Below are 19,629 nucleotides of genomic sequence, written 5' to 3'. Positions count from 1 at the left end.
TCTCCTGTCCTGATATCAACCTAGAAATCCACGCTCGATCTGATGGCCTCGTAGACCTTCAGGTGATTGGGCAGGTGCTCTTTTTCCAGCACCAGCGGGAAGGGGGTGTCCATCCCGGTCACGCGAGCGATCGGGGATTCCAGGTACAGGAAGCAACGCTCCTGTATGGTCGCCGCGATTTCACCGGCAAAACCACCGGTCAGTGGCGCTTCGTGTGTGACCACCAGGCGCCCGGTCTTGAGCACCGATTTGGCCACGGTTTCCACATCCCAGGGCAGGATGGTTCTCAGGTCAATGACCTCACAGGAAATGCCCTCTTTCTCCGCCCTTTCGACGGCGTGCTCAATCACTTCCATCTGCGCACCCCAGCCCAGCACGGTGATGTCGGTGCCTTCCTTGATCACTTCGGCTTCGCCCAGCGGCAGCCGGTAATCTTCGTCGGGCACTTCCCCGACCGAGGCGCGGTAGAGGCGCTTGGGTTCGAAGAACAGGGTCGGGTTGGGATCGTGGATGGCGCCCAGTAGCAGGCCCTTGGCTTGGTGCGGGTTGCGTGGCACCACGATCTTCAGGCCCGGGGTGTGGGCAAAGTAGGCTTCCGGTGACTGTGAGTGATAAAGACCGCCGGCGATGCCGCCGCCGTAGGGCGCACGAATCGTCAGCCCACCGACATCGAACAAGCTGCCCGAGCGGTAGCGGAACTTGGCCGACTCGTTCACGATCTGGTCGAAGGCCGGGAAAATGTAATCGGCAAACTGAATCTCGGCTACGGGCACGGAGCCCTGTGCGGCCAGGCCGTTGGCAAAGCCGACGATACCCTGCTCGACCAGGGGCGTGTTGAAACAGCGGGCCTTGCCGTATTTCTGTTGCAGGTTGCTGGTGGCGCGGAACACACCACCGAAAATGCCCACGTCTTCACCGAAACACAGCACCCGCTCGTTAGCGGCCATGGCAGTGTCGAGGGCGTTGTTGATGGCCTGGAGCATATTCATCTGGGGCATCTCACGCGCCTCCCTTTGCTTGTTCTGCGGTTTTCGGGTATTCGTCCGGATACCGGCGGATATGCGCCTTGAGTTTGTCGAACTGCTCGGCCAGGCCCGGTGGTACTTCGTCGTAGACGTCGCTCACCAGGGTATCGAGCGCGGGTGGCGGCCGCTTTTGTGCCCGTTTCATGGTTTCGAGCACTTCCCGGCGCATGTTTTCCTGCAGTTGCTTCTCATCGTCCTCGCCCCACCACTTCTTGCGTTCGAGCCAGAGGCGCATGCGCAGGATCGGGTCTTTCTCGCGCCATACCGCTTCCTCGTCTTTGCTGCGGTAGCCGGAGGGGTCGTCAGAGGAGGAATGCGCTGCCAAGCGGTAAGTCATGGTTTCAATCAAAACTGGCCGGTTGTGTTCCACCGCCAGCTTGCGGGCCTCTTTGGTGGCCTCATGCACGGCCAGGATGTCGTTACCATCGACACGGATCACGTCCATCTTGTAGCCATAGGCCCTGGGTGCCACGCCGTCTGCGGCAAACTGCTCGGCGGCAGGGGTGGAAATGGCGTAGCCGTTGTTCCGACACAGGAAAATAACCGGAACGCGGTGGACGGCGGCCATGTTCAGGGCGGCATGGAAGTCCCCTTCGGAGGCGGCACCTTCACCGAAGTAGGTGATGGTGCAATGGCCTTCGCCCGCCAGCTTCTGACCGTAGGCGTAGCCCGTGGCCTGGGGGATCTGTGTGGCCAATGGCGACGAGATGGTCATGTAGTTCAGCTTGCGGGAACCGTAATGAACCGGCATCTGGCGACCTTTGCCGTAGTCCAGTTCGTTGCCGAACAGCTGGTTCATGAACTCATCGATGGAGAAGTCGCGATAAGTCAGTGCGCCCTGTTCACGGTACTGAGCCATGATCATGTCGGCGTCATCCAGTGCGGCGGTACTGCCGATCACCGCGGCTTCCTCGCCGGTGCACTGCATGTAAAAGCTCAGGCGCCCCTGCCGTTGGGCCGCGAGCATACGTTCGTCGAGAATCCGGGTGGTGACCATCGCCCGGTAGATGCGCAGGGCTTTGTCTTTGTCGAGCTCAGGAGCCTTGGCGCCTTTGTAGAGCGAGCCGTCCTGCTTGAGTAACTTGAAGGTGGGAATTCGGAACTCCGCACCGTCGGTAAAAACCGGGTTATAAACAACTTTGGATTTTGTTGTTGTCATAATCCTCTTCCTGGGGTAGTGGCCTGAGGAACAAAACACCCCTTGTGAGGGTGTCGATGCTTGCTTTGAGTATAGCCAAACTGACGGAACCTGGTGCGGCCCGGGTCAATAGCGGCTAAAGTTTACCTTAACGTAAACTGGATCATTCTGGTAGACCCCGGCGGGGGATTTTTTACTCAGGGTAGAGCGGGTCGGGTGTCACACTGACGAGCGTGTCGTCATTGCCAATATTGACGGAGCCGTCCTGGACGGTGCATTGCAGGTTCATGCCGCGCTCAGCGAGGGCAGCCAGCGACTCGGTGTCATCTGCAGGCAGGTCGATGATGGTGAGGTTGTCGAAGCGAGTCAGCTTGCCCTGGTGTTTTTCCCACCACAGCGGCACGGCGCGGCCACCGTAAGTGTAGAGAATCACTTTATCGGCGCGGTTGCAGGCCTTGCGCAGGCGGCTCTCGTCGGGCAGGCCGAGCTCGATCCACAGTTCGATTTCGTCGCTCAGGCTTTTTTGCCACAGATCCGGCTCGTCGTCCGTGCTGATCCCTTTGGTGAATTCCAGGTTCTCACTGGCGTTCAGTATGAAAGCCAGCAGGCGTATCATCATGCGTTCGTCGGTTTCCGAGGGATGACGGGCGATGGTGAGGTGGTGGTCACCGTAATAGTGCCGGTCCATATCCGCGATGTTCAGTGTTGCTTTAAAGATGGTTGCCTTGAGCGCCATGGGGTATCCGAACTGGTGTCAAACTTTGGGTATGGGCTAGTGTAGAGCAATTCGTTACTTGATGAGCATGACAATATGTCGATGTTGCGGGGTTTCCTGACTCTGGTTTTATGTTTCATGCTTGGCGAAGCCTTGCGACTGGTTTTCCTTATTCCGGTCAGTGGCGGTGTACTGGGCATGATTCTGATGACGATCACGCTGATGTTGAAGGGCAGTGTCAGTGACGATCTGGCAACGGCGAGCCAGGGGCTGATTTCGGTGCTGGTGCTGCTGATCATGCCAGGCGTGGTGGGTGTGTTCTTCTCTGCTGATCAGTTCAGCGGGCAGTGGCTGGCGGTGGCGGGGGCGCTGTTGGTTGGCACCTTTTTGAGTGTACTGACCACACTGCTGCTGATGGCGTCGCTGGTCAGGGCAGGGCAGCGGAGAGCGTCGGATGACTGACCTCCCGGAGCGTTTTCTCGCACTTCCCAATACCCTGTCTGCGAGCCCGATACTGGCGATTGGGTTAACCCTGGGCGCGTTCTTTGCGGGCAACTGGCTTTTCCGGCGGATGGGACGCCCGCTTTGGCTGCCTCCGGTGGTGCTTTCCGCCTTCCTGCTGTCGGCCACCATCGCGCTACTGTCTCTCGATTACAACCGGTATCAGCAGGGTGCTCAGTGGCTGATGCTGCTGCTCGGGCCAGCCACCGTCGCGCTGGGCATACCGTTGTACCAGCAAATGCACCACGTGCGGGCGTTGTGGCGTCCGATTCTGTGCACCCTGCCAGTGGCGGCCACCCTGGCGGCCGTGTATGCGGTCGTGATCGCCTGGGCCCTGGGGGCGACGCCTCTGGTGCTGGCGTCCCTGGCGCCGAAGTCGGTGACCGCACCCATTGCCATCGGTATTACCGAACAACTGGGCGGTTCGGTGCCCCTGATGATGGGCGGACTGCTGGTGACCGGTGTTGTCGCAACGCTCTTTGTCGACCTGCTTTCCAGGGTGTTGTCGATCACCGATGACCGCATTCTGGGTTTTGCGCTCGGGCTGAACGGCCATGCGGTGGGAACGGCACGAGCGTTCGAGATCAGTCGCACAGCCGGTGCGTTTGCCTCGCTGGGAATGGGGCTCACGGGGGTGTTCACCGCGCTGATTCTTCCGCTGGCGTTCCGTCTTTGGTGAGCGCCCCAAGCAGGGTCATTCACTTCACGAATAACGCCAAGTCGCAATTTCGATTGCTGTTCGGGTTTTCCACGACTAGTTTTTAGCGCAGACATCTGGCGAGAAATTGCGCCGATGTGCCGCAAAAACTCTTAAAACAGCGACGGAAAACGCGATGAAAACACTACTGACTGCTTTTGTTGGTTCCATGGCCCTGGCAACCGCCCCTATGGCGATGTCTGCCGAGGCGAACAAGGAACTGAAAATGGCGTACGACGCCGATCCTGTAAGCCTGGATATTCACGAACAGCTCTCTGGCGGCATGTTGCAGTTAAGCCACATGACCTTTGATCCCCTGATCCGCTGGACCAAGGACCTCGGCTTCGAGCCGCGCCTGGCAAAAAGCTGGGAGCGTATTGATGAGAACACCATGCGCTTCGAGCTGCGTGAAGGTGTGAACTTTCACTCTGGCAACGAGCTGACCGCCAAAGACGTCAAATTCACCTTTGACCGCCTGAAGCAGAGCCAGGACTACAAAGCGATCTTCAAACCGTTCAGCGAACTCAAGGTCATTGACGACTACACCTTTGAGCTGGTGACCACCGAGCCATACCCGCTGCTGCTGAACACCGCGACTTACATCTTCCCGCTGGACAGCGAGTTTTACACCGGTAAGACCGAAAGCGGGAAAGACAAGAGCGCCATCACCAAGCACGGCAATTCTTTTGCTTCCGAGAATCTGTCCGGCACAGGCCCTTATGTCATTACCGGTCGTCAGCAGGGCGTGCGTGTCGAGTTTGAGCGCTTCGACGATTACTGGGATACCGAGTCACCGGGTAACGTCGGCAAGATCGTGCTGACTCCGATCAAGGAAAATAACACCCGTGTTTCTGCGCTGCTATCTGGTGGTGTGGATTTCATTGCGCCGGTGCCGCCCACGGATTTGGAGCGAATCCGTCGTGACAAAAACTCTGACCTGGTCACTATGAGCGGTACCCGCATCATCCTGTTCCACATGAACCAGGACCGGGTGGAAGCGTTCAAGAACCCGAAAGTGCGCGAGGCCATTGCCTATGCCATCAATCAGGAAGGCATCGCTGCCAAGATCATGAAGGGCTTCGCCACCCCGGCTGCTCAGATGTCTCCGGACGGTTACCAGGGCCACAACGACTCCCTGGCGCCCCGGTTTGATGTCGAAAAAGCCCAGCAATTGATGAAGGAAGCCGGTTACGAAGACGGTTTCACCATCTCCATGATGGCGCCGAATAACCGTTACGTGAATGACGACAAGATCGCCCAGGCGGTGGCCGCCATGCTGGCGCGCATCAATATCAAGGTGGATCTGAAGACGCTGCCGAAAGCTCAATACTGGCCGGAGTACGACGCCCGCGCCGCTGACATGATGATGATCGGCTGGCACGCAGACACCGAGGACTCCGCCAACTTCTTCGAGTTCCTGACCTTCTGCCCCGATGCGGAGAGCGGTGACGGCCAGTACAACGCCGGCAACTACTGCAACCCGGACATCGACGAGCTGGTCAACAAAGCCAACGTAGAGACGGATCTGGACAAGCGCACCGCCATGCTGAAAGAGGTGGAGCAGCGCCTGTACGACGATGCCGCGTTCGTTCCCCTGCATTGGCAGGACCTGGCCTGGGCCAGCAAGAAGAATGTGAAGATCGAGCCGATCCTCAATGTGATGAACTTCCCGTACCTGGGCGACCTGGTCGTGGAGTAACAGCATTTATGGGCGGGCCGGCTTCGGAACAGCCTGGAGCCGGCCTTTTGTTTGCAGCTTGACCCGGAATTTTTCATGTTAGCGTTTTTGGTTCAGCGGATTTCCCAGGCCGTACTGGTCATGTTCGTGATCAGTGTGATTGCTTTCGCCATTCAGGATGGCCTGGGCGACCCGCTTCAACAGATGGTGGGCATGTCCGTCTCGCAGGATGAGCGGGAAGCGATCCGTGAAGAAATGGGACTGAATGACCCATTGGTTGTGCAATACGTCCGATTCGCCGGTAACGCCCTGCAGGGCGACCTGGGTATTTCCTATTTTTACGGAAAACCCACCATGGACGTCATCCTCGAGCACTTGCCTGCCACCCTGGAGCTGGTAATCGGGGCCAGTCTGATTATCGTCATTTTCTCGGTGCCTATCGGGGTGTTCGCCGCGATTCGGCCTCAGGCCTGGCTGTCCAAATTCTTCATGGGGGTCAGTACCGTCGGGATTTCCATCCCGGTATTCCTGACCGCCATCGTACTGATTCAGATTTTCTCTATCGGTGTCACCGTTGACTGGTTCCCGCAGGATGCTGGCTGGGGGCAGTGGCTGAACGCCGCACTATCCACCGAAGGCGGTTTGCCGTCCTATGGCCGGGGCGATGACCTGACGCCGCTGTTCGGCACCTGGGAATCGGGGTTTTTCTCCCAAGGCGGCATCCTTCATCTGATCCTGCCGTCGGTGTCGCTGGCGTCCATCATGCTGCCGCTGTTCATTCGCCTGATCCGTGCGGAAATGATGGAAGTGCTACAAAGCGACTACATCCGCTACGCCCGGGCAAAGGGCCTGAGCTCTTCCCGGGTCTATTTCCTGCACGCGCTCAAGAACACCATGCTGCCGGTGATTACCGTGGGCGGTGTGCAGATCGGCATCATGGTGGCCTACACCATCCTCACGGAAACCGTGTTCCAGTGGCCCGGTGTCGGGCTGATGTTCCTGGAGGCCATCACCCGCAGCGATATTCCACTGATCGTGGCGTACCTGATGGTGGTAGGTCTGATCTTCGTGATTACCAATACCGTGGTGGATCTGATCTACGGTCTGGTGAATCCCACCGTAAAACTGACAGGTAAGAAAGCATGACGACGGCGACTCTTTCACGCTGGGATCGCTTTCGCGAGTCCTTCCTCTGGTACAGCTTCAAGCGCGACAAGGTGGCGATTGCCAGTTTTATCGTACTGGTGTCTATGGTGCTGGCCGCCATCTTTGCGCCTTTGCTGGCGCCGGCCGACCCCTACGACCTGGCGCAGATTAATATCATGAACTCCGAGCTGCCGCCGGTCGGCCTGGATGGCTCCGATCCGGCCTTCCCGCTGGGCACCGACGCCCAGGGCAGGGATCTGCTCTCTACCATTCTGTACGGCACCCGAGTGTCGCTGCTGATCGGGTTTGGCGCGGTTGTTCTGCAAGCGGCGCTGGGCATCCTGTTTGGCCTGCTGGCGGGCTATCTGGGCGGTCGGGTCGACTCCATTCTGATGCGGATTGCCGATGTGCAACTGTCGTTTTCCACCCTGATGGTCGCGATCATCGTCGGTGCCGTGTTCAAGGCCAGTTTCGGCAACCTGATGTTTGGCGAGATCGCTATCTACATGCTGATCTTTATCATCGGTGTTTCGGAATGGCCCCAGATTGCCCGCACGGTGCGGGCCTCGGTGCTGGCGGAGAAGAAAAAGGAATACGTGGATGCGGCGAAGGTGATGGGGTTTCGCACCCGCCGGATCATGTTTCGCCACATTCTGCCCAATACCCTGTCACCGATTTTCGTCATTGCCACGGTACAGATCGCCAATGCGATCATTTCCGAGGCGGCGTTGTCGTTCCTCGGTCTTGGCATGCCGGAAACCCAGCCGTCGCTGGGCTCGCTGATCAAATCCGGTTTTGACTACATCCAGAGTGGCTCCTGGTGGATCACCCTGATCCCCGGCCTGGTGCTGGTGGTGCTCGTACTGGTCATCAACCTGTTAGGTGACTGGCTGCGGGATGTCATGAACCCACGGCTGTACAAGGGGTAACGCCATGCCATTACTGGAAGTAAACGATCTTGTTGCCCGCTTCGCCGTGCGAGGTGGGGACCTTACCGCCCTGCGAGGCATCAGTTTCAGTCTCGACAAGGGCGAGCGCCTGGGGCTGGTGGGGGAATCCGGCGCGGGTAAATCCGTGGCGGCTTTCTCGATTCTCAACCTGATTGCCCGGCCCGGTTTTATCGCCTCAGGACAGATCCTGTTCGAGGGCAAGGACCTGGCAGCGATGAGCGAGCGGGAGCTGCGCAAGATTCGCGGCAACCGCATCGCCATGATTTTCCAGGACCCGATGATGACCCTGAACCCGGTGCTGACCATTGGCACCCAGATGGTGGAAGCGCTCAAGGCACACCGCCGGATCAGCACCAGGGCGGCCCGGGATATCGCCCTGACCAAACTGCGCAAGGTGCAGATTCCGTCGCCGGACAAACGCCTGGATCAATACCCCCATGAACTGTCCGGCGGCATGCGCCAACGGGTGATCATCGCCATCGCATTGCTGCTGGACCCGGAAATCATCATCGCGGATGAGCCGACGACGGCCCTGGATGTGACAATTCAGGCGGAGATCATGGCGTTGCTGTTGGAGTTGTGTGAGCAGGACAACGTGGCGCTGATGCTGATCACCCACGATCTGGGCGTGGTTTCCCAGGTCACCCAGCGCATGTTGGTGATGTATTCCGGTCGGATCATTGAGCAGGGGCCCACCCGCGAAATCATCAACGACGCCCAGCATCCCTATACCCAGGGGCTGATCAATGCGCTGCCCCAGATGGGCGAGCCCGGAGAGCGGCTGTTCCAGATCCCGGGTTCGATGCCGTCCCTGAAGAACGTGCCCACAGGCTGCCCCTTCCATCCGCGCTGTGCCTTCGCCACCGATCAGTGCACTCGCCTGATGCCCGAGTATGTCCGCTCGGGTAACGTGGATGTCGCCTGTTACGAAGTCAGCAACCTTATTGAGCAGGAGAAACGCATGCAGGAGGTGGAATCGTGACCTCCCCATCATCCACACTGGTCGATATTCGAGGCCTGGAGAAGAAGTTTGATCTTTCCGGTGGCCTGCTGGAGCAGATCTCATTCAAAGGCGGTCGTTTCCACCGCAAACAGGAAGCCGTGTACGCGATCAATGGCGTTGATCTGCAGGTCCAGAAAGGCGAAGCGCTGTGTGTTGTGGGCGAGTCCGGCTGTGGTAAATCGACCGTGGCCCGTACCGTTATGGGGTTGTTGTCTCCCAGCGCTGGTGAGATCCACTACGACGGCCAGCGTATCGACAATCTTGACGGTAAAGAGGTGCTGCCGTACCGCCGCAAGATGCAGATGATATTCCAGAACCCCTACGCCTCGCTGAACCCGAGGATGACCATCCAGCAAACCCTGGAAGAGCCAATTCGCTTTCATCAGCCGGATGCCTCGGAGTCCCAGATCCGTGACAAGGTGCAGGATGTTATGGAGTCGGTGGGGATCGACCCGGACTGGGGTAGCCGTTTTGGTCATGAATTTTCCGGCGGTCAGCGCCAGCGCATTGCCATTGCCCGGGCGCTGGCGGTGGACCCCGAGTTCATCGTTGCGGACGAACCGATTTCGGCGCTGGACGTCTCTATTCAGGCGCAGGTGCTCAACCTGCTGATGGAAGCTCAGGAAAGCCGCAACCTGACCTATCTTTTTATTACTCATGATCTGGCCGTGGTAGAGCATTTTGGTACCCGGGTCGCGGTCATGTACCTTGGCCGGGTATGCGAGTTGGCAGACACCAGAACGCTGTTCAATACCCCGAGGCATCCATATACCCAGGCGTTGCTGTCGGCCATTCCAAAGCTGGAGGACGACCGGCCCAACCATATCCGGTTACAGGGCGAGGTTCCGACACCAGTGCAGTTGCCGTCAGGTTGCGTCTTCCATGGTCGCTGCCCGTATGCCGACGATCGATGCCGGCAGGAAATACCTCAGTTGATAGCGACGGATGGCGGCGCCCAGGTTGCGTGTCATGCGGTGGAGGAAGGGCGGCTATAGCCAGTTCCCCACGATGGGCTATGATGCCTGACAACCATTCCCGACGCTGGTAACACCATGGAAATACGCTGGCTTGAAGACTTCATGGCGCTGGCCCGAACGCGTCATTTCTCACGTGCCGCTGAACTGCAGCATGTGAGCCAGCCGACGTTCAGCCGCCGCATCAAGCTTCTTGAGGAAGCCATGGGAGCGACACTGATCAACCGCCAGACACTGCCGCTGTCTTTGACTCCGGCAGGGGAGGCGTTTGTTGAGCTGTGCGAGCGCGTAACGCGGGACGTTCGTGAAACCAAAGACCGGATCAGTGACATGGAGTCCGAGGCGTCTGCCCGGATCAGCGTGGGGTCAACCCAGGGGCTGTTTTCCCATTTCTATCAGGGGTGGGCACAGCAGGAGGGATTGGCTGAGCGGCTGCAGCTGAACCTGAAAGCCACCAGCTGGGTGGGAGAGCAGTTTCTGGATGCGCTGGATAATGGCGAATGTGACCTGGTGTTGTGCTACTGGCACGAGGATCTGCCCTGGAAAGATCATCTGAGCGAGGACCACTACGAGTGGGTGACGCTGGCCAGGGAGTTTCTGGTGCCTGTAAGTGTGGCCGATGAAAACGGGCAACCACGATTTGCGCTGCCGGGCACGCCAGAGCAGCCCGTTCCGCTGATTGCCTATCACTCCCGGGGTTTTCTACAGTCTGCCATTGAGGGGCACCTGAACAGGCGCAAGCTGCCAGCCAACCTGCTGCCACTGAATGAAAATACCCAGTCGGCCAGTATCAAGGCGCTGGTAAAACAGGGCTTTGGCATGGGGTGGCTGCCGCAACGAATGACGGAAAAGAGCGAGCGTTTTGGCAGCCTCACCCGGGCCGGGGACAAGCGTTGCGACGTGCCATTGGAGATCCGCTTGATCCGCCTGCGTGAGCCCCGTTCCGACGATCTGCTAACCCTCTGGAAAAAACTGGAAAACAAGCATGTCTGACACCGAGTTACTGTCACTGCAGACGGATCATATCCGCACGCTTCAGCAGCGTTACGAACAGGCTATCGCCGAGCAGGGCTATGACGGTCTGCTGATCAGTTCCGGTGCTGCCCCCGTGCGTTACGGTGACGACCAGGGGTGGCATTTTCAGGGTTTTGGCCCCTTCCTGCACTGGACCGGGCTGACCGGGCAGGAACACAGCTGGTTACTTGTTCGGCCCGGGCAAAAGCCGATACTCAGCCTTTATCAGCCCGTGGACTTCTGGCATGCCACCCCGGAGTTGCCGGACGAGCCCTGGCTGCAGTCGATGGAGGTATGTTTCAGCGATCGTCGGGAACCGCCCGTTATGGACTTCAACGGCCGGCTTGCCGTTGTGGGCGATCCGTCCCAGTTGTCCGGGGTTGATGGTGAGCATAATCCGGAGGGCCTGTTGTCCGCTCTGGACGAAACCCGGGTGCATAAGACCCTTTATGAAATAGCCTGCCTGGCCCGTGCCAACCTCATTGCTATGCAGGGCCACCGGGCGGCCCGGGAGACGTTTCTGGACGGAGGCAGTGAGTTTGAAATAAACCTGGCCTACCAGCAGGCGACTGGGCAACGTGAAGCCCAGGCGCCGTACCATAGTATCATCGGCGTGAATGAACACGCCGGCACCCTGCATTACCAATACTATGACACCGAAGCGCCTGTGCGCCCCCGCAGCCTTCTTATAGACGCCGGTGTGCGTTTCCGCGGTTACTGTTCCGACATTACCCGCACCACGCCCGGGGCAGGGGAAAGGCGTTTCGCCGCGTTGATTCAGGGGTTGGAGCAATTGCAGCAGCGGCTATGCGGAATGGTTGCACCTGGCGTGGATTATGTGGCGATCCATCGCAAGACCCACCAAGGCATTGCGGCTCTGTTGAATGCCGCCGGAGTCGTTCAGGGGGTGGACGACGAAACCCTGGTGGAGCAGGGCGTTACCCGGGCGTTTTTCCCGCACGGTATTGGCCATTTCCTGGGAGTTCAGGTGCATGACGTCGCTGGCAAGAAAGCGTCGTCGCCATCAGACGCCCCATTCCTGCGCCTGACCAGGACCCTGGAGGCAGGCATGGTCGTAACCATCGAACCGGGGTTCTATATCATTCCTTCATTGCTGGACCCGGTATTGAACGGTCCACTTGGCAAGAATTTTAATCGTTCAGCGATTGATGAGTTGCGAGGCTGCGGTGGTATCCGCATTGAGGATAATGTCGTTGTCACACCCGATGGAGCCCGGAACCTGACCCGTGAGGCGGACGGTTAAAAAGATTTTGCACAAAAATCGCTCTTTGGGCTTGCAAAGCCGCATGCAAATGACAATAATTATCACTAGCTTTGTTATCGTTAGTGAGATGATCCTATGTACGTATGCCTTTGCCATGGTGTGACAGACCGAGAAATCCGTGAAGCCGCCGACAATGGCGTCAGTTCCATGCGTCAGCTTGGCAAGGAGCTCGGTGTTGGCACGCAATGTGGTCGCTGTGCCTGCACAGCACGGGAAATTCTCCGCGAAAGCCGAACTCCAGACTACCTGGCCATGGCTGACATGTTAGCCCAGCCCGCCTGAAGGACAGGTTTGATGGAGCGGAATCCGTTCTTGCCTGCATCTGATTCCTAAATGTGATTTTTTCTCCCCGTGTGAAAGACTATCCTTGTAAGGATCGCACACTCACGAAAGGAGATCCGTCATGAAAGGCGACAAGAAAGTCATCCAGTTCCTGAATAAAGTGCTCGCCAACGAGCTGACCGCCATCAACCAGTACTTCCTCCATTCCCGCATGTACAAAGACTGGGGCATCATCAAACTGGCGGAAAAGGAATACGAAGAGTCCATCGACGAAATGAAGCATGCGGATCTGCTGATCGAACGCATCCTGTTTCTGGAAGGGCTGCCTAATCTCCAGGATCTTAATAAGCTGCTGATCGGTGAAAACGTCGAAGAAATGCTGTCCTGCGACCTCAAGCTGGAGATGATTGCCCATCAGGATCTGAAGGATGCGGTTGTTCATTGTGAGCAAGTGAAGGACTACACCAGTCGTGAACTGTTCCGTGGCATTCTCGACAGCGAAGAAGATCACATTGACTGGCTTGAAACCCAGCTCGACATGATCGGCAAGATGGGCATCCAGAACTACATCCAGCTTCAGTCGTCCGCCGCGGAGTAAACATCAGTGACAATGGATCTGTCCTGCTTTAAAGCCTATGACCTTCGCGGCCGTGTGCCGGATCAGCTTAATCCGACACTGGCCGAGCGCATCGGTCGCGCGTATGTGGAAGTGACCGGCGCCAAGCGGGTCATCGTTGGCTACGACATTCGATTGTCCAGTCGAGACATTGCCGACGCCCTCTGCTCCGGCCTGATGGCCGCCGGAGCCGACGTTTTCGACATCGGCCTGTGTGGTACCGAGCTTGTCTACTTCGCCACCAGCCATTACAAAATGGACGGCGGCATCATGGTCACCGCCAGCCACAATCCGCGGGATCACAATGGCATGAAGATGGTGGGGCCGGACTCGCGCCCTATCAGTTCCGACAACGGCCTGAATGATATCCGCGACCGTGTGCTTGAGCCTTTCGGCGATGCCCCGGAACAGGGACGGTATGAGCCGCTGGAAGTGGTGACCGCCTATATCGATCACCTGTTGGGTTATATAACGACAGGATCGCTCAAGCCCAAAACCATCGTGGTCAACGCCGGCAACGGCGGGGCAGGGTTGATGATCGACGAGCTGGAGCAACACCTGCCGTTCGATTTCATCAAAGTGCACCACCAGGCCGACGGTCATTTCCCCAATGGCGTTCCCAACCCCATTCTGGAAGAAAACCGCGCCGCCACTGCGGATGCGGTTGTTGAGTACGGTGCTGCCATGGGCATTGCCTGGGACGGCGACTACGATCGCTGCTTCTTCTTCGACGAAAACGGCCGCTTTATCGAGGGCTACTACATTGTCGGCCTGCTGGCAGACCAGTTCCTTCGAAAAACCGGCGGCGGCAAAGTCATCCACGACCCAAGACTGACGTGGAACACCATCGACCTGGTCAACGCGGCGGGTGGCAAAGCCATCGAAAGCAAAACCGGCCACGCCTTCATCAAGCAACGCATGCGCGACGAAGATGCGGTCTACGGCGGCGAAATGAGCGCCCACCACTATTTCCGCGACTTCGCCTACTGCGACAGCGGCATGATCCCCTGGTTGCTCGTCGCCGAACGCCTGTGCCAGTCCGGCCAGACCCTGTCCTCCCTCATCGACGCCCGCATCGAGGCCTATCCGGCCAGCGGCGAAATCAACCGCACGATCGATGATCCCCCCAAGGTCATTGCCGCCATCGAGGCCAAATACAGCCCGGGCGCCAAAAGTGTCAGCCACGTCGACGGCGCCAGCATCGAATTCGACGACTGGCGGTTCAACCTGCGGATGTCCAACACTGAACCGGTTGTGCGCCTGAACGTGGAATCCCGTGGTGATATTTCGTTGATGAAGGAAAAGACCGCAGAGTTATTGGCAGAAATGGAGCGTTTGAACAAGTAAGGCTGCCATAGAAATATGGGGCCAATCAGGCGGATAGTAAGGCCAGGAACTGTGCGGAGCCATGGATGGCGGAGCCCAAGCGTACAGGGACGTATTTACAGCGTGTTTCTGGCCTTACTATCCGCCTGATTGGTCTTGCACGAGTGCCCAAGCATCACATGGGTGTGCCGCAAGGAGCGTGTTTCTGAACAGATATCGCCCCAACCGGCCTTGCACCAAAAGTCACAAATAACTCAAAGCCAGTCGTTCAGCATAACCCCGATACCAATCCGCTGAATCCGCTCATTGTAATCAATCAGACTCTCACCATAGCCATTGTAATAGTGGATATACCCCTTGATCGTATCCCCCATCGGAAAGCTGTAACCCAACTCAATCGACGTCTTGTTGTCTGACCGCAAGTTGTTCATCAGCTTCAGCGACAGCGTCCGATCCTCACTCCACTTGTAGATTGCCATATAGTTCGCGTAACCCAGATAGCGCTCAATATCTTCATTGTCGTCCTCGCTGTCATCCTCCGGCAGTCGATACCAGGGCTGAAGGATGAACAGCCAGCGATCATAGCTGTACGCCGCCGACCCCACGATCCGGTTCCAACTGCGGGAGCGGGGTTCCGACTGACCATTGGACTCATGATTAAAGCCCAGCGTGACACCGTTCAGCTTGCCAGGCCCCAGATCATAATTGGTCGCATAGCGCACAAAGATCTCCGGCTCATAATTGGTTTCCCGGAACGGCGCTGAGTCATCCGTGTTATACACCTGCCAGAACGATTTCTGGGTGTAACCGAACCATAGTGTCGTACGCTGATCCAGCCAACCGGTCAGCAAGGGTACCTTGAAACTGATCTGGTACTTCGCCTCCTGATTATCGATGCCATAGTCGTAGTCGGCTGCGCCGAGTCTCGGATTCGTGGGATTACGATTGGCATTCTTCATGTAGCTGAACGGCAGGATGTACATCGGCCGATGGCCAACAAAGCTGCCTGAAAACGAAAAAATAGCCTTCTCGGCCGCCATATAACGGCTCAGGATCGCCGACATCACGCCGGTGTCTTCGCCTTCCTTCCTCTGAGCAGTGTTTTTGACATCCTCAAAAGTGGCGTCATCATCTTCTGCGCTGGTCGCGTCCCTGTACTGCAGTGCTTCTGTTGATTTGTCGATGGCTTCCAGGCTGTCGTCAGAGGCACCGTTTCGAGCCGTGGCGGGATCATTGATCGCGTCATAGCAAGCCAGGCGCTGTACGCCATCCTTGATCAGGGCGCACTCCTCCGACTTCACCCCCTCAAAATTCCGATCTTCGGGGGGCTCGTCCTGCGCGCTGACCGTGCCGGGAAGGAACAGGTTAAGAGACAACAGCAAGCCAGAAAACCCCAAAAATTCATAGCGGCGAACGACAGGCATGGTCCAGTCCTTATGCGTTGGAAACGCTGATCCAGGTATTGGCGACGCCGTAAGCCCATACGCCGAGCAGCGTCATCACCAGCAGGGAAAAAACGATTTTGTGCCGGGGTTTGCGTTCCGCAGCCGCTGCAACCACCCAGCGCAGGTACATCAGCCCGATAAAACTGATGAATACCGCAAGACTTGCGGCGGCGGGAATCAATAACCACACAGGGCTCAGTGCGGCACCCTCTGCCGCGCGGCTGGAAAACCAGCCCATGGACGCCAGCAGTATGGCTACCGCGGTAAACTCGGTGATCAGTAATGGCTTTCGCCAGGGGTGTGGCTGGTTGGTATCAGGCATACATTCGAACCTTCGGTATCTGTTTGGTGCATGGTACCCGGAAAGTGCTTCCGGAGCCCTCTGACTTACGAAATGGCAACGAAAATTGATTGAAATCTGGGGTTCATTTTGCAGTTTGGTTTTTTTGGCCTGCCGCAGTCGCTATAATGCGTGCACTAACGATTATAACGCCCAATTGTGAGGTGCATTGTGATGATGAAGAGAGTCCTGGCTGCCGTATTGCTTGGTTTCGGCCTGACCGCAGGTGCCGTAATGGCCAATGTTGAAGATGAAATTCGTGCTCGCATTGCCCCGGTTGGCGAAGTGTGCGTCCAGGGTGAAGACTGTGGGCAGGCAGCTGCTCCATCTGCAAGCGCAAGCTCGGGCCCTCGTTCTGGAAGTGACGTTTATGATGCAGCCTGTACCGCTTGCCACAGCACTGGCGCGGCAGGCGCTCCCAAGAAGGGCGACACAGCCGCATGGTCACCCCGTATTGAAAAAGGACTGGACACACTGGTCAATCACGCGATCAACGGCTTCAATGCCATGCCGGCCAAGGGCGGTTGTTCCGGGTGCTCTGATGAGGAAATCGAGAGCGCCGTCGAGCACATGGTTGAGGCCAGCCAGTAGCAACTGTATTCCGGCCCACGGTAGATCAAAAAGCCCCCGATATTACGGGGGCTTTTTATTGGTTAGCGGAATGTTCGCCCGTTAGTGAATGGGCATATAGGTCAGTTGCCCTTCGATTCGCTCAGTGCCGTTTTTGGGCGTTGTCACTGCAATTGACCAGGTTTTGGGTCCATCTGCGCTGTTGCTGTCATGCAGAACATTGAGCCGGGAGTCCAGCCAGCCAAAAGCGCCGGATTGAGACATTGTCACCCAGGACGTCTGGCTCGTTTCCGCCGACTGGTTTGGTAGCGCTTTCCAACTGGGGCTCTCCGTATTAACGGTGACTTCGGTTCGGGTAAATCGTATAAACGCCTCCCCGTCCGTGCCCAATACGGTCAGAGGTTCTTCACCTTGATATCGAAGCAATATGCCCGGGCGCGGTGCATCCAGAATGATTGCACTGAGTCCGGGAATGTCGGGTTGATGGGCTATTCGAGCCTTTACGATGCCGTCCGGAACGTCCTCTGTCTCCAGTGCACCGTGGGCCCCTGCCTGCCCGGAGGCTGACAGGGACACCAGGCCGAACAACACCGGGGCCGCCAGGCGAGCTCCGACCTGTTCGATGTGTTTCATAACAATCCTCCTGACGGTCACAGCAGCTCGAGGGTTGACTCAATGATGCCACCGCTGGTGGTGGTATCGCTGGCCACCTGCGTGGGCGCCATGCAGGCGAGATTCTCATTCACCACAGTGATCGGCGCGGACACCGAGGGTACGCGGCCATCTGGGGTGTCCTTGCTGACGAACAGCATGTATTCGCCGGCGGGCACCACGTTGTGGTTGTCGGGCATGGTCAGAGTCAGCTTGTTGCCAGGGCCCCGCTCCATGACCAGTTCAATGGCACGCTGGTCACCGTCAATGACGTGGGTCATGACTGTACGGCGAATCAGCAGGGCCTTGTCGATCTGATCCACCTGGTCGACCTTGATGTTGAATCGGTCGCCAATGGTCAGATTGCTGGGTGCACTTTTAATTTTGGGGCGGTCGTCCCGCATGGCGTAGGGCGGAGTGTAGATTTCGAAACTCGGATCGCGGCCGTCATAGGGTGCGAGTCCGAAATCCTGAAGATCCACGAATGTCAGGTAAGCGGTGTTGATTGGTGAGTGGCCGGCAACCATAACGCGGCCGTCCTCCATCAGTACCGCAGTGTTGTGGTAGGTGCGGGCGCGGTGGCCGGTAGCCATTTCCGTCCATTCTCCGGTTTCCGGGTTGAACTGCTCGGCGGTGCGGATCGGGCCTTCCAGGCCGGGCGCTACCACACCGTCACGATTGCCGCCGCTGAACACCATCACGGTGCCGTCGGGCATCACAACGTTTGTGCCGTACCAGCGAGGCTGATTCAGTGGGCCGGCCAAACGCGACTCGTAGCCGATTTCGTCGCCGTTGGTGGTGACAGTATCGATACGCGTCTGGTCGGTGGGCAGGTAGCCGCCGGGGTTCGTCAGTACTGCATAACTGGGTACGCCGCCCGCGGTCAGCAGTTCCACTTCATTGTAGTTACCGCTGGCGTCTGGTTTCAGCGGCAACATGGTGGACGACGTGGAGCCCCGCATACCACCGGCGATCGCCATGCGCAGATCTTCTTCAGATACCCCAAGATCGGCTGCGCTGGTCAGCAAATCCGTGGGCGAGTCGAGAACATCGCCAAGCAGTGAGCCGACCTGATCAAGCGACAGATTGGTGATGTTCAGGGTGCTGCTCAACTGACCCAGCCCGGCTTCATCCAGCCTTAGTGGGAGGCCGGCATAGCCAATGTCGTTCCAGCGCTGGGTATCCGGGTTGAAACTGGCGACAATGTTCCACAATGCCTGATCGTAACCCTGGCCGAATGGGTTGAAGGCCTGGCCACCAGCGTTGTAGAAGATGTGTCCATTCGGCAGCAGATGCATGCGTGGATAGAGCGGTAAGGAGCGATCAGCGGTGGACGGATTCTGCGTCCAGGCGCCGGCGCAGGGATCGTAGGTCTCCGTTTGCACCACGTTGCGTCCGCTGTTCAGTGGCTCATCCGGGTACACTGGCTTCAGCAGCTTGGTGACACCACTGGCGACGAAGACGTTGCCGTTGCCCATGGTTACGAGTGATGGATACCAGCGCCCGTAGGTCATATCGCCACTTTGGCGCCAGGTGTTGGTCTCCTCGTCGAATATTCTCGAATTCTTGATACCTTCCAGTTCCGCCACCCCAAGAGGCAGGCCATCAATGCCTGGCTCGGAATAGTAGTCGGTGCCGCCAACGGCCATCACATCACCGTTGGCCAGGCCGATGACGTCGGAGCAGAACAGGGCGCCGTCGTTGGCGCTGGTGTTGTCGGCGGTATCGAGCAGGCCATCCAGCTCGGTGCCATTCAGCAGTGTTTCACTGTCGTTGCCATCCGGGTTGGCGCCGGCGTCCAGGGGAGAGGGTTTGATCCAGGATGGATTGTCGTTTTCATCCAGCGACAGAACGCGGGTCTGATCGTTGACGGACACTTCGCCAAATTCCGCAACAATGGATAACTCAACGTTCTCAGTGCCTTCCAGGGCGTTCAGGTAAAGCAGGCGACCGTCTTTGAGAAGTGCCATGGTGCCGGCCGCGGGTTTGCACTCATCCATGCCGTCAGCGCGGGTAATGCATTTTTCGTCCGTTTCGACAGCTTCACCATCCACAATAATGGTGGGTTCCGCAAAGGGCTCACTGAACGTGCCCTTGCTGTTGTAACTGTCAGGAGCTGCCGGTTCCTCAGTCTGGGTCGTTGAGTCCTCGGATGAGCCGCCCAGCAGGCTGCCGAGAAGGCCCGCGTTGGCGGTGCCTGATCCTGCGATGAGCAGAATCAGCGAACCGGTGACGCTTGATAATCGATTGAATCGACGGGACATGGTGTTCTC

20 protein-coding genes are annotated in these 19,629 nt (G+C 57.9%); 13 read left to right on the top strand and 7 right to left on the bottom strand.

Going from position 1 to position 19,629, the window contains the following annotated elements:
• Window positions 1–20: 20 nt before the first annotated feature.
• The 3 genes from B2590_RS03385 to B2590_RS03375 all read right to left on the bottom strand — a co-directional run bounded on the left by B2590_RS03385 (window position 21) and on the right by B2590_RS03375 (window position 2,899).
• Window positions 21–998 carry an alpha-ketoacid dehydrogenase subunit beta gene (locus tag B2590_RS03385; RefSeq protein ID WP_286811061.1) on the bottom strand — a complete coding sequence of 326 codons (978 nt, stop codon included), beginning with the start codon at window positions 996–998 and terminating at the stop codon, window positions 21–23.
• A 1-nt stretch (window position 999) separates the two neighbouring features.
• Window positions 1,000–2,184, bottom strand: coding sequence for a thiamine pyrophosphate-dependent dehydrogenase E1 component subunit alpha (locus tag B2590_RS03380; protein ID WP_286811062.1), 1,185 nt, complete (start codon window positions 2,182–2,184; stop codon window positions 1,000–1,002).
• 172 nt (window positions 2,185–2,356) lie between these two features.
• A complete protein-coding gene (locus tag B2590_RS03375) occupies window positions 2,357–2,899 on the bottom strand; it encodes a YaeQ family protein (protein WP_286811063.1) in 543 nt (180 codons plus the stop codon).
• A gap of 75 nt (window positions 2,900–2,974) precedes the next feature.
• On the opposite strand from B2590_RS03375, the gene B2590_RS03370 reads away from it, so the two are divergent.
• The 12 genes from B2590_RS03370 to B2590_RS03315 all read left to right on the top strand — a co-directional run bounded on the left by B2590_RS03370 (window position 2,975) and on the right by B2590_RS03315 (window position 14,371).
• Entirely contained in the window at window positions 2,975–3,340 is a 366-nt protein-coding gene (locus B2590_RS03370) for a CidA/LrgA family protein (RefSeq protein ID WP_286811064.1), read from the top strand.
• Complete coding sequence (locus B2590_RS03365; protein WP_286811065.1) at window positions 3,333–4,058, top strand: LrgB family protein; 726 nt, start codon at window positions 3,333–3,335, stop codon at window positions 4,056–4,058. Before B2590_RS03370 ends, B2590_RS03365 begins: the two co-directional genes overlap by 8 nt.
• 154 nt (window positions 4,059–4,212) lie before the next feature.
• Window positions 4,213–5,775 carry an ABC transporter substrate-binding protein gene (locus B2590_RS03360; RefSeq protein ID WP_286811067.1) on the top strand — a complete coding sequence of 521 codons (1,563 nt, stop codon included), beginning with the start codon at window positions 4,213–4,215 and terminating at the stop codon, window positions 5,773–5,775.
• 75 nt (window positions 5,776–5,850) lie between these two features.
• Window positions 5,851–6,900, top strand: coding sequence for an ABC transporter permease (locus tag B2590_RS03355; protein WP_286811068.1), 1,050 nt, complete (start codon window positions 5,851–5,853; stop codon window positions 6,898–6,900).
• Window positions 6,897–7,829, top strand: coding sequence for an ABC transporter permease (locus B2590_RS03350; protein WP_286811069.1), 933 nt, complete (start codon window positions 6,897–6,899; stop codon window positions 7,827–7,829). The genes B2590_RS03355 and B2590_RS03350 overlap by 4 nt, the downstream gene beginning before the upstream one ends.
• A gap of 4 nt (window positions 7,830–7,833) precedes the next feature.
• Complete coding sequence (locus tag B2590_RS03345) at window positions 7,834–8,832, top strand: ABC transporter ATP-binding protein (RefSeq protein ID WP_286811070.1); 999 nt, start codon at window positions 7,834–7,836, stop codon at window positions 8,830–8,832.
• A complete protein-coding gene (locus B2590_RS03340; RefSeq protein WP_286811071.1) occupies window positions 8,829–9,848 on the top strand; it encodes an ABC transporter ATP-binding protein in 1,020 nt (339 codons plus the stop codon). Before B2590_RS03345 ends, B2590_RS03340 begins: the two co-directional genes overlap by 4 nt.
• A gap of 57 nt (window positions 9,849–9,905) precedes the next feature.
• On the top strand, window positions 9,906–10,820 hold the full coding sequence (locus B2590_RS03335; RefSeq protein WP_286811072.1) for a LysR family transcriptional regulator: 915 nt from the start codon (window positions 9,906–9,908) through the stop codon (window positions 10,818–10,820).
• Entirely contained in the window at window positions 10,813–12,105 is a 1,293-nt protein-coding gene (pepQ, locus tag B2590_RS03330) for a Xaa-Pro dipeptidase (protein WP_286811073.1), read from the top strand. Before B2590_RS03335 ends, pepQ begins: the two co-directional genes overlap by 8 nt.
• Window positions 12,106–12,201: 96 nt before the next feature.
• Entirely contained in the window at window positions 12,202–12,408 is a 207-nt protein-coding gene (locus tag B2590_RS03325) for a bacterioferritin-associated ferredoxin (protein ID WP_007153573.1), read from the top strand.
• Window positions 12,409–12,529: 121 nt separating this feature from the next.
• The gene (gene bfr / locus B2590_RS03320; RefSeq protein ID WP_286811074.1) at window positions 12,530–13,006 is read left to right on the top strand and encodes a bacterioferritin; all 477 of its coding nucleotides are present in this window, start codon (window positions 12,530–12,532) and stop codon (window positions 13,004–13,006) included.
• A gap of 12 nt (window positions 13,007–13,018) precedes the next feature.
• Entirely contained in the window at window positions 13,019–14,371 is a 1,353-nt protein-coding gene (locus B2590_RS03315; protein WP_286811096.1) for a phosphomannomutase, read from the top strand.
• Window positions 14,372–14,604: 233 nt separating this feature from the next.
• Here the strand turns inward: B2590_RS03315 and B2590_RS03310 are convergent, their stop codons facing one another.
• Together B2590_RS03310 and B2590_RS03305 are read right to left on the bottom strand one after the other, a co-directional pair.
• Complete coding sequence (locus B2590_RS03310; protein ID WP_286811075.1) at window positions 14,605–15,774, bottom strand: phospholipase A; 1,170 nt, start codon at window positions 15,772–15,774, stop codon at window positions 14,605–14,607.
• Window positions 15,775–15,784: 10 nt separating this feature from the next.
• On the bottom strand, window positions 15,785–16,117 hold the full coding sequence (locus tag B2590_RS03305) for a hypothetical protein (protein ID WP_036202970.1): 333 nt from the start codon (window positions 16,115–16,117) through the stop codon (window positions 15,785–15,787).
• 195 nt (window positions 16,118–16,312) lie between these two features.
• On the opposite strand from B2590_RS03305, the gene B2590_RS03300 reads away from it, so the two are divergent.
• On the top strand, window positions 16,313–16,726 hold the full coding sequence (locus B2590_RS03300; RefSeq protein WP_036205573.1) for a c-type cytochrome: 414 nt from the start codon (window positions 16,313–16,315) through the stop codon (window positions 16,724–16,726).
• 81 nt (window positions 16,727–16,807) lie between these two features.
• On the opposite strand, the gene B2590_RS03295 is transcribed toward B2590_RS03300, so the two are convergent.
• Together B2590_RS03295 and B2590_RS03290 are read right to left on the bottom strand one after the other, a co-directional pair.
• Complete coding sequence (locus tag B2590_RS03295) at window positions 16,808–17,338, bottom strand: hypothetical protein (RefSeq protein WP_286811076.1); 531 nt, start codon at window positions 17,336–17,338, stop codon at window positions 16,808–16,810.
• Between the two features lie 17 nt (window positions 17,339–17,355).
• On the bottom strand, window positions 17,356–19,620 hold the full coding sequence (locus B2590_RS03290; RefSeq protein WP_041332604.1) for a galactose oxidase-like domain-containing protein: 2,265 nt from the start codon (window positions 19,618–19,620) through the stop codon (window positions 17,356–17,358).
• Window positions 19,621–19,629: the final 9 nt, after the last annotated feature.

Source organism: Marinobacter sp. UBA3604, from assembly GCF_002375325.1.
GTDB lineage: Bacteria > Pseudomonadota > Gammaproteobacteria > Pseudomonadales > Oleiphilaceae > Marinobacter > Marinobacter salarius.
The sequence above is the reverse complement of the archived record's forward strand: the minus strand, read 5'-3'. Positions and strand labels throughout refer to the sequence as shown.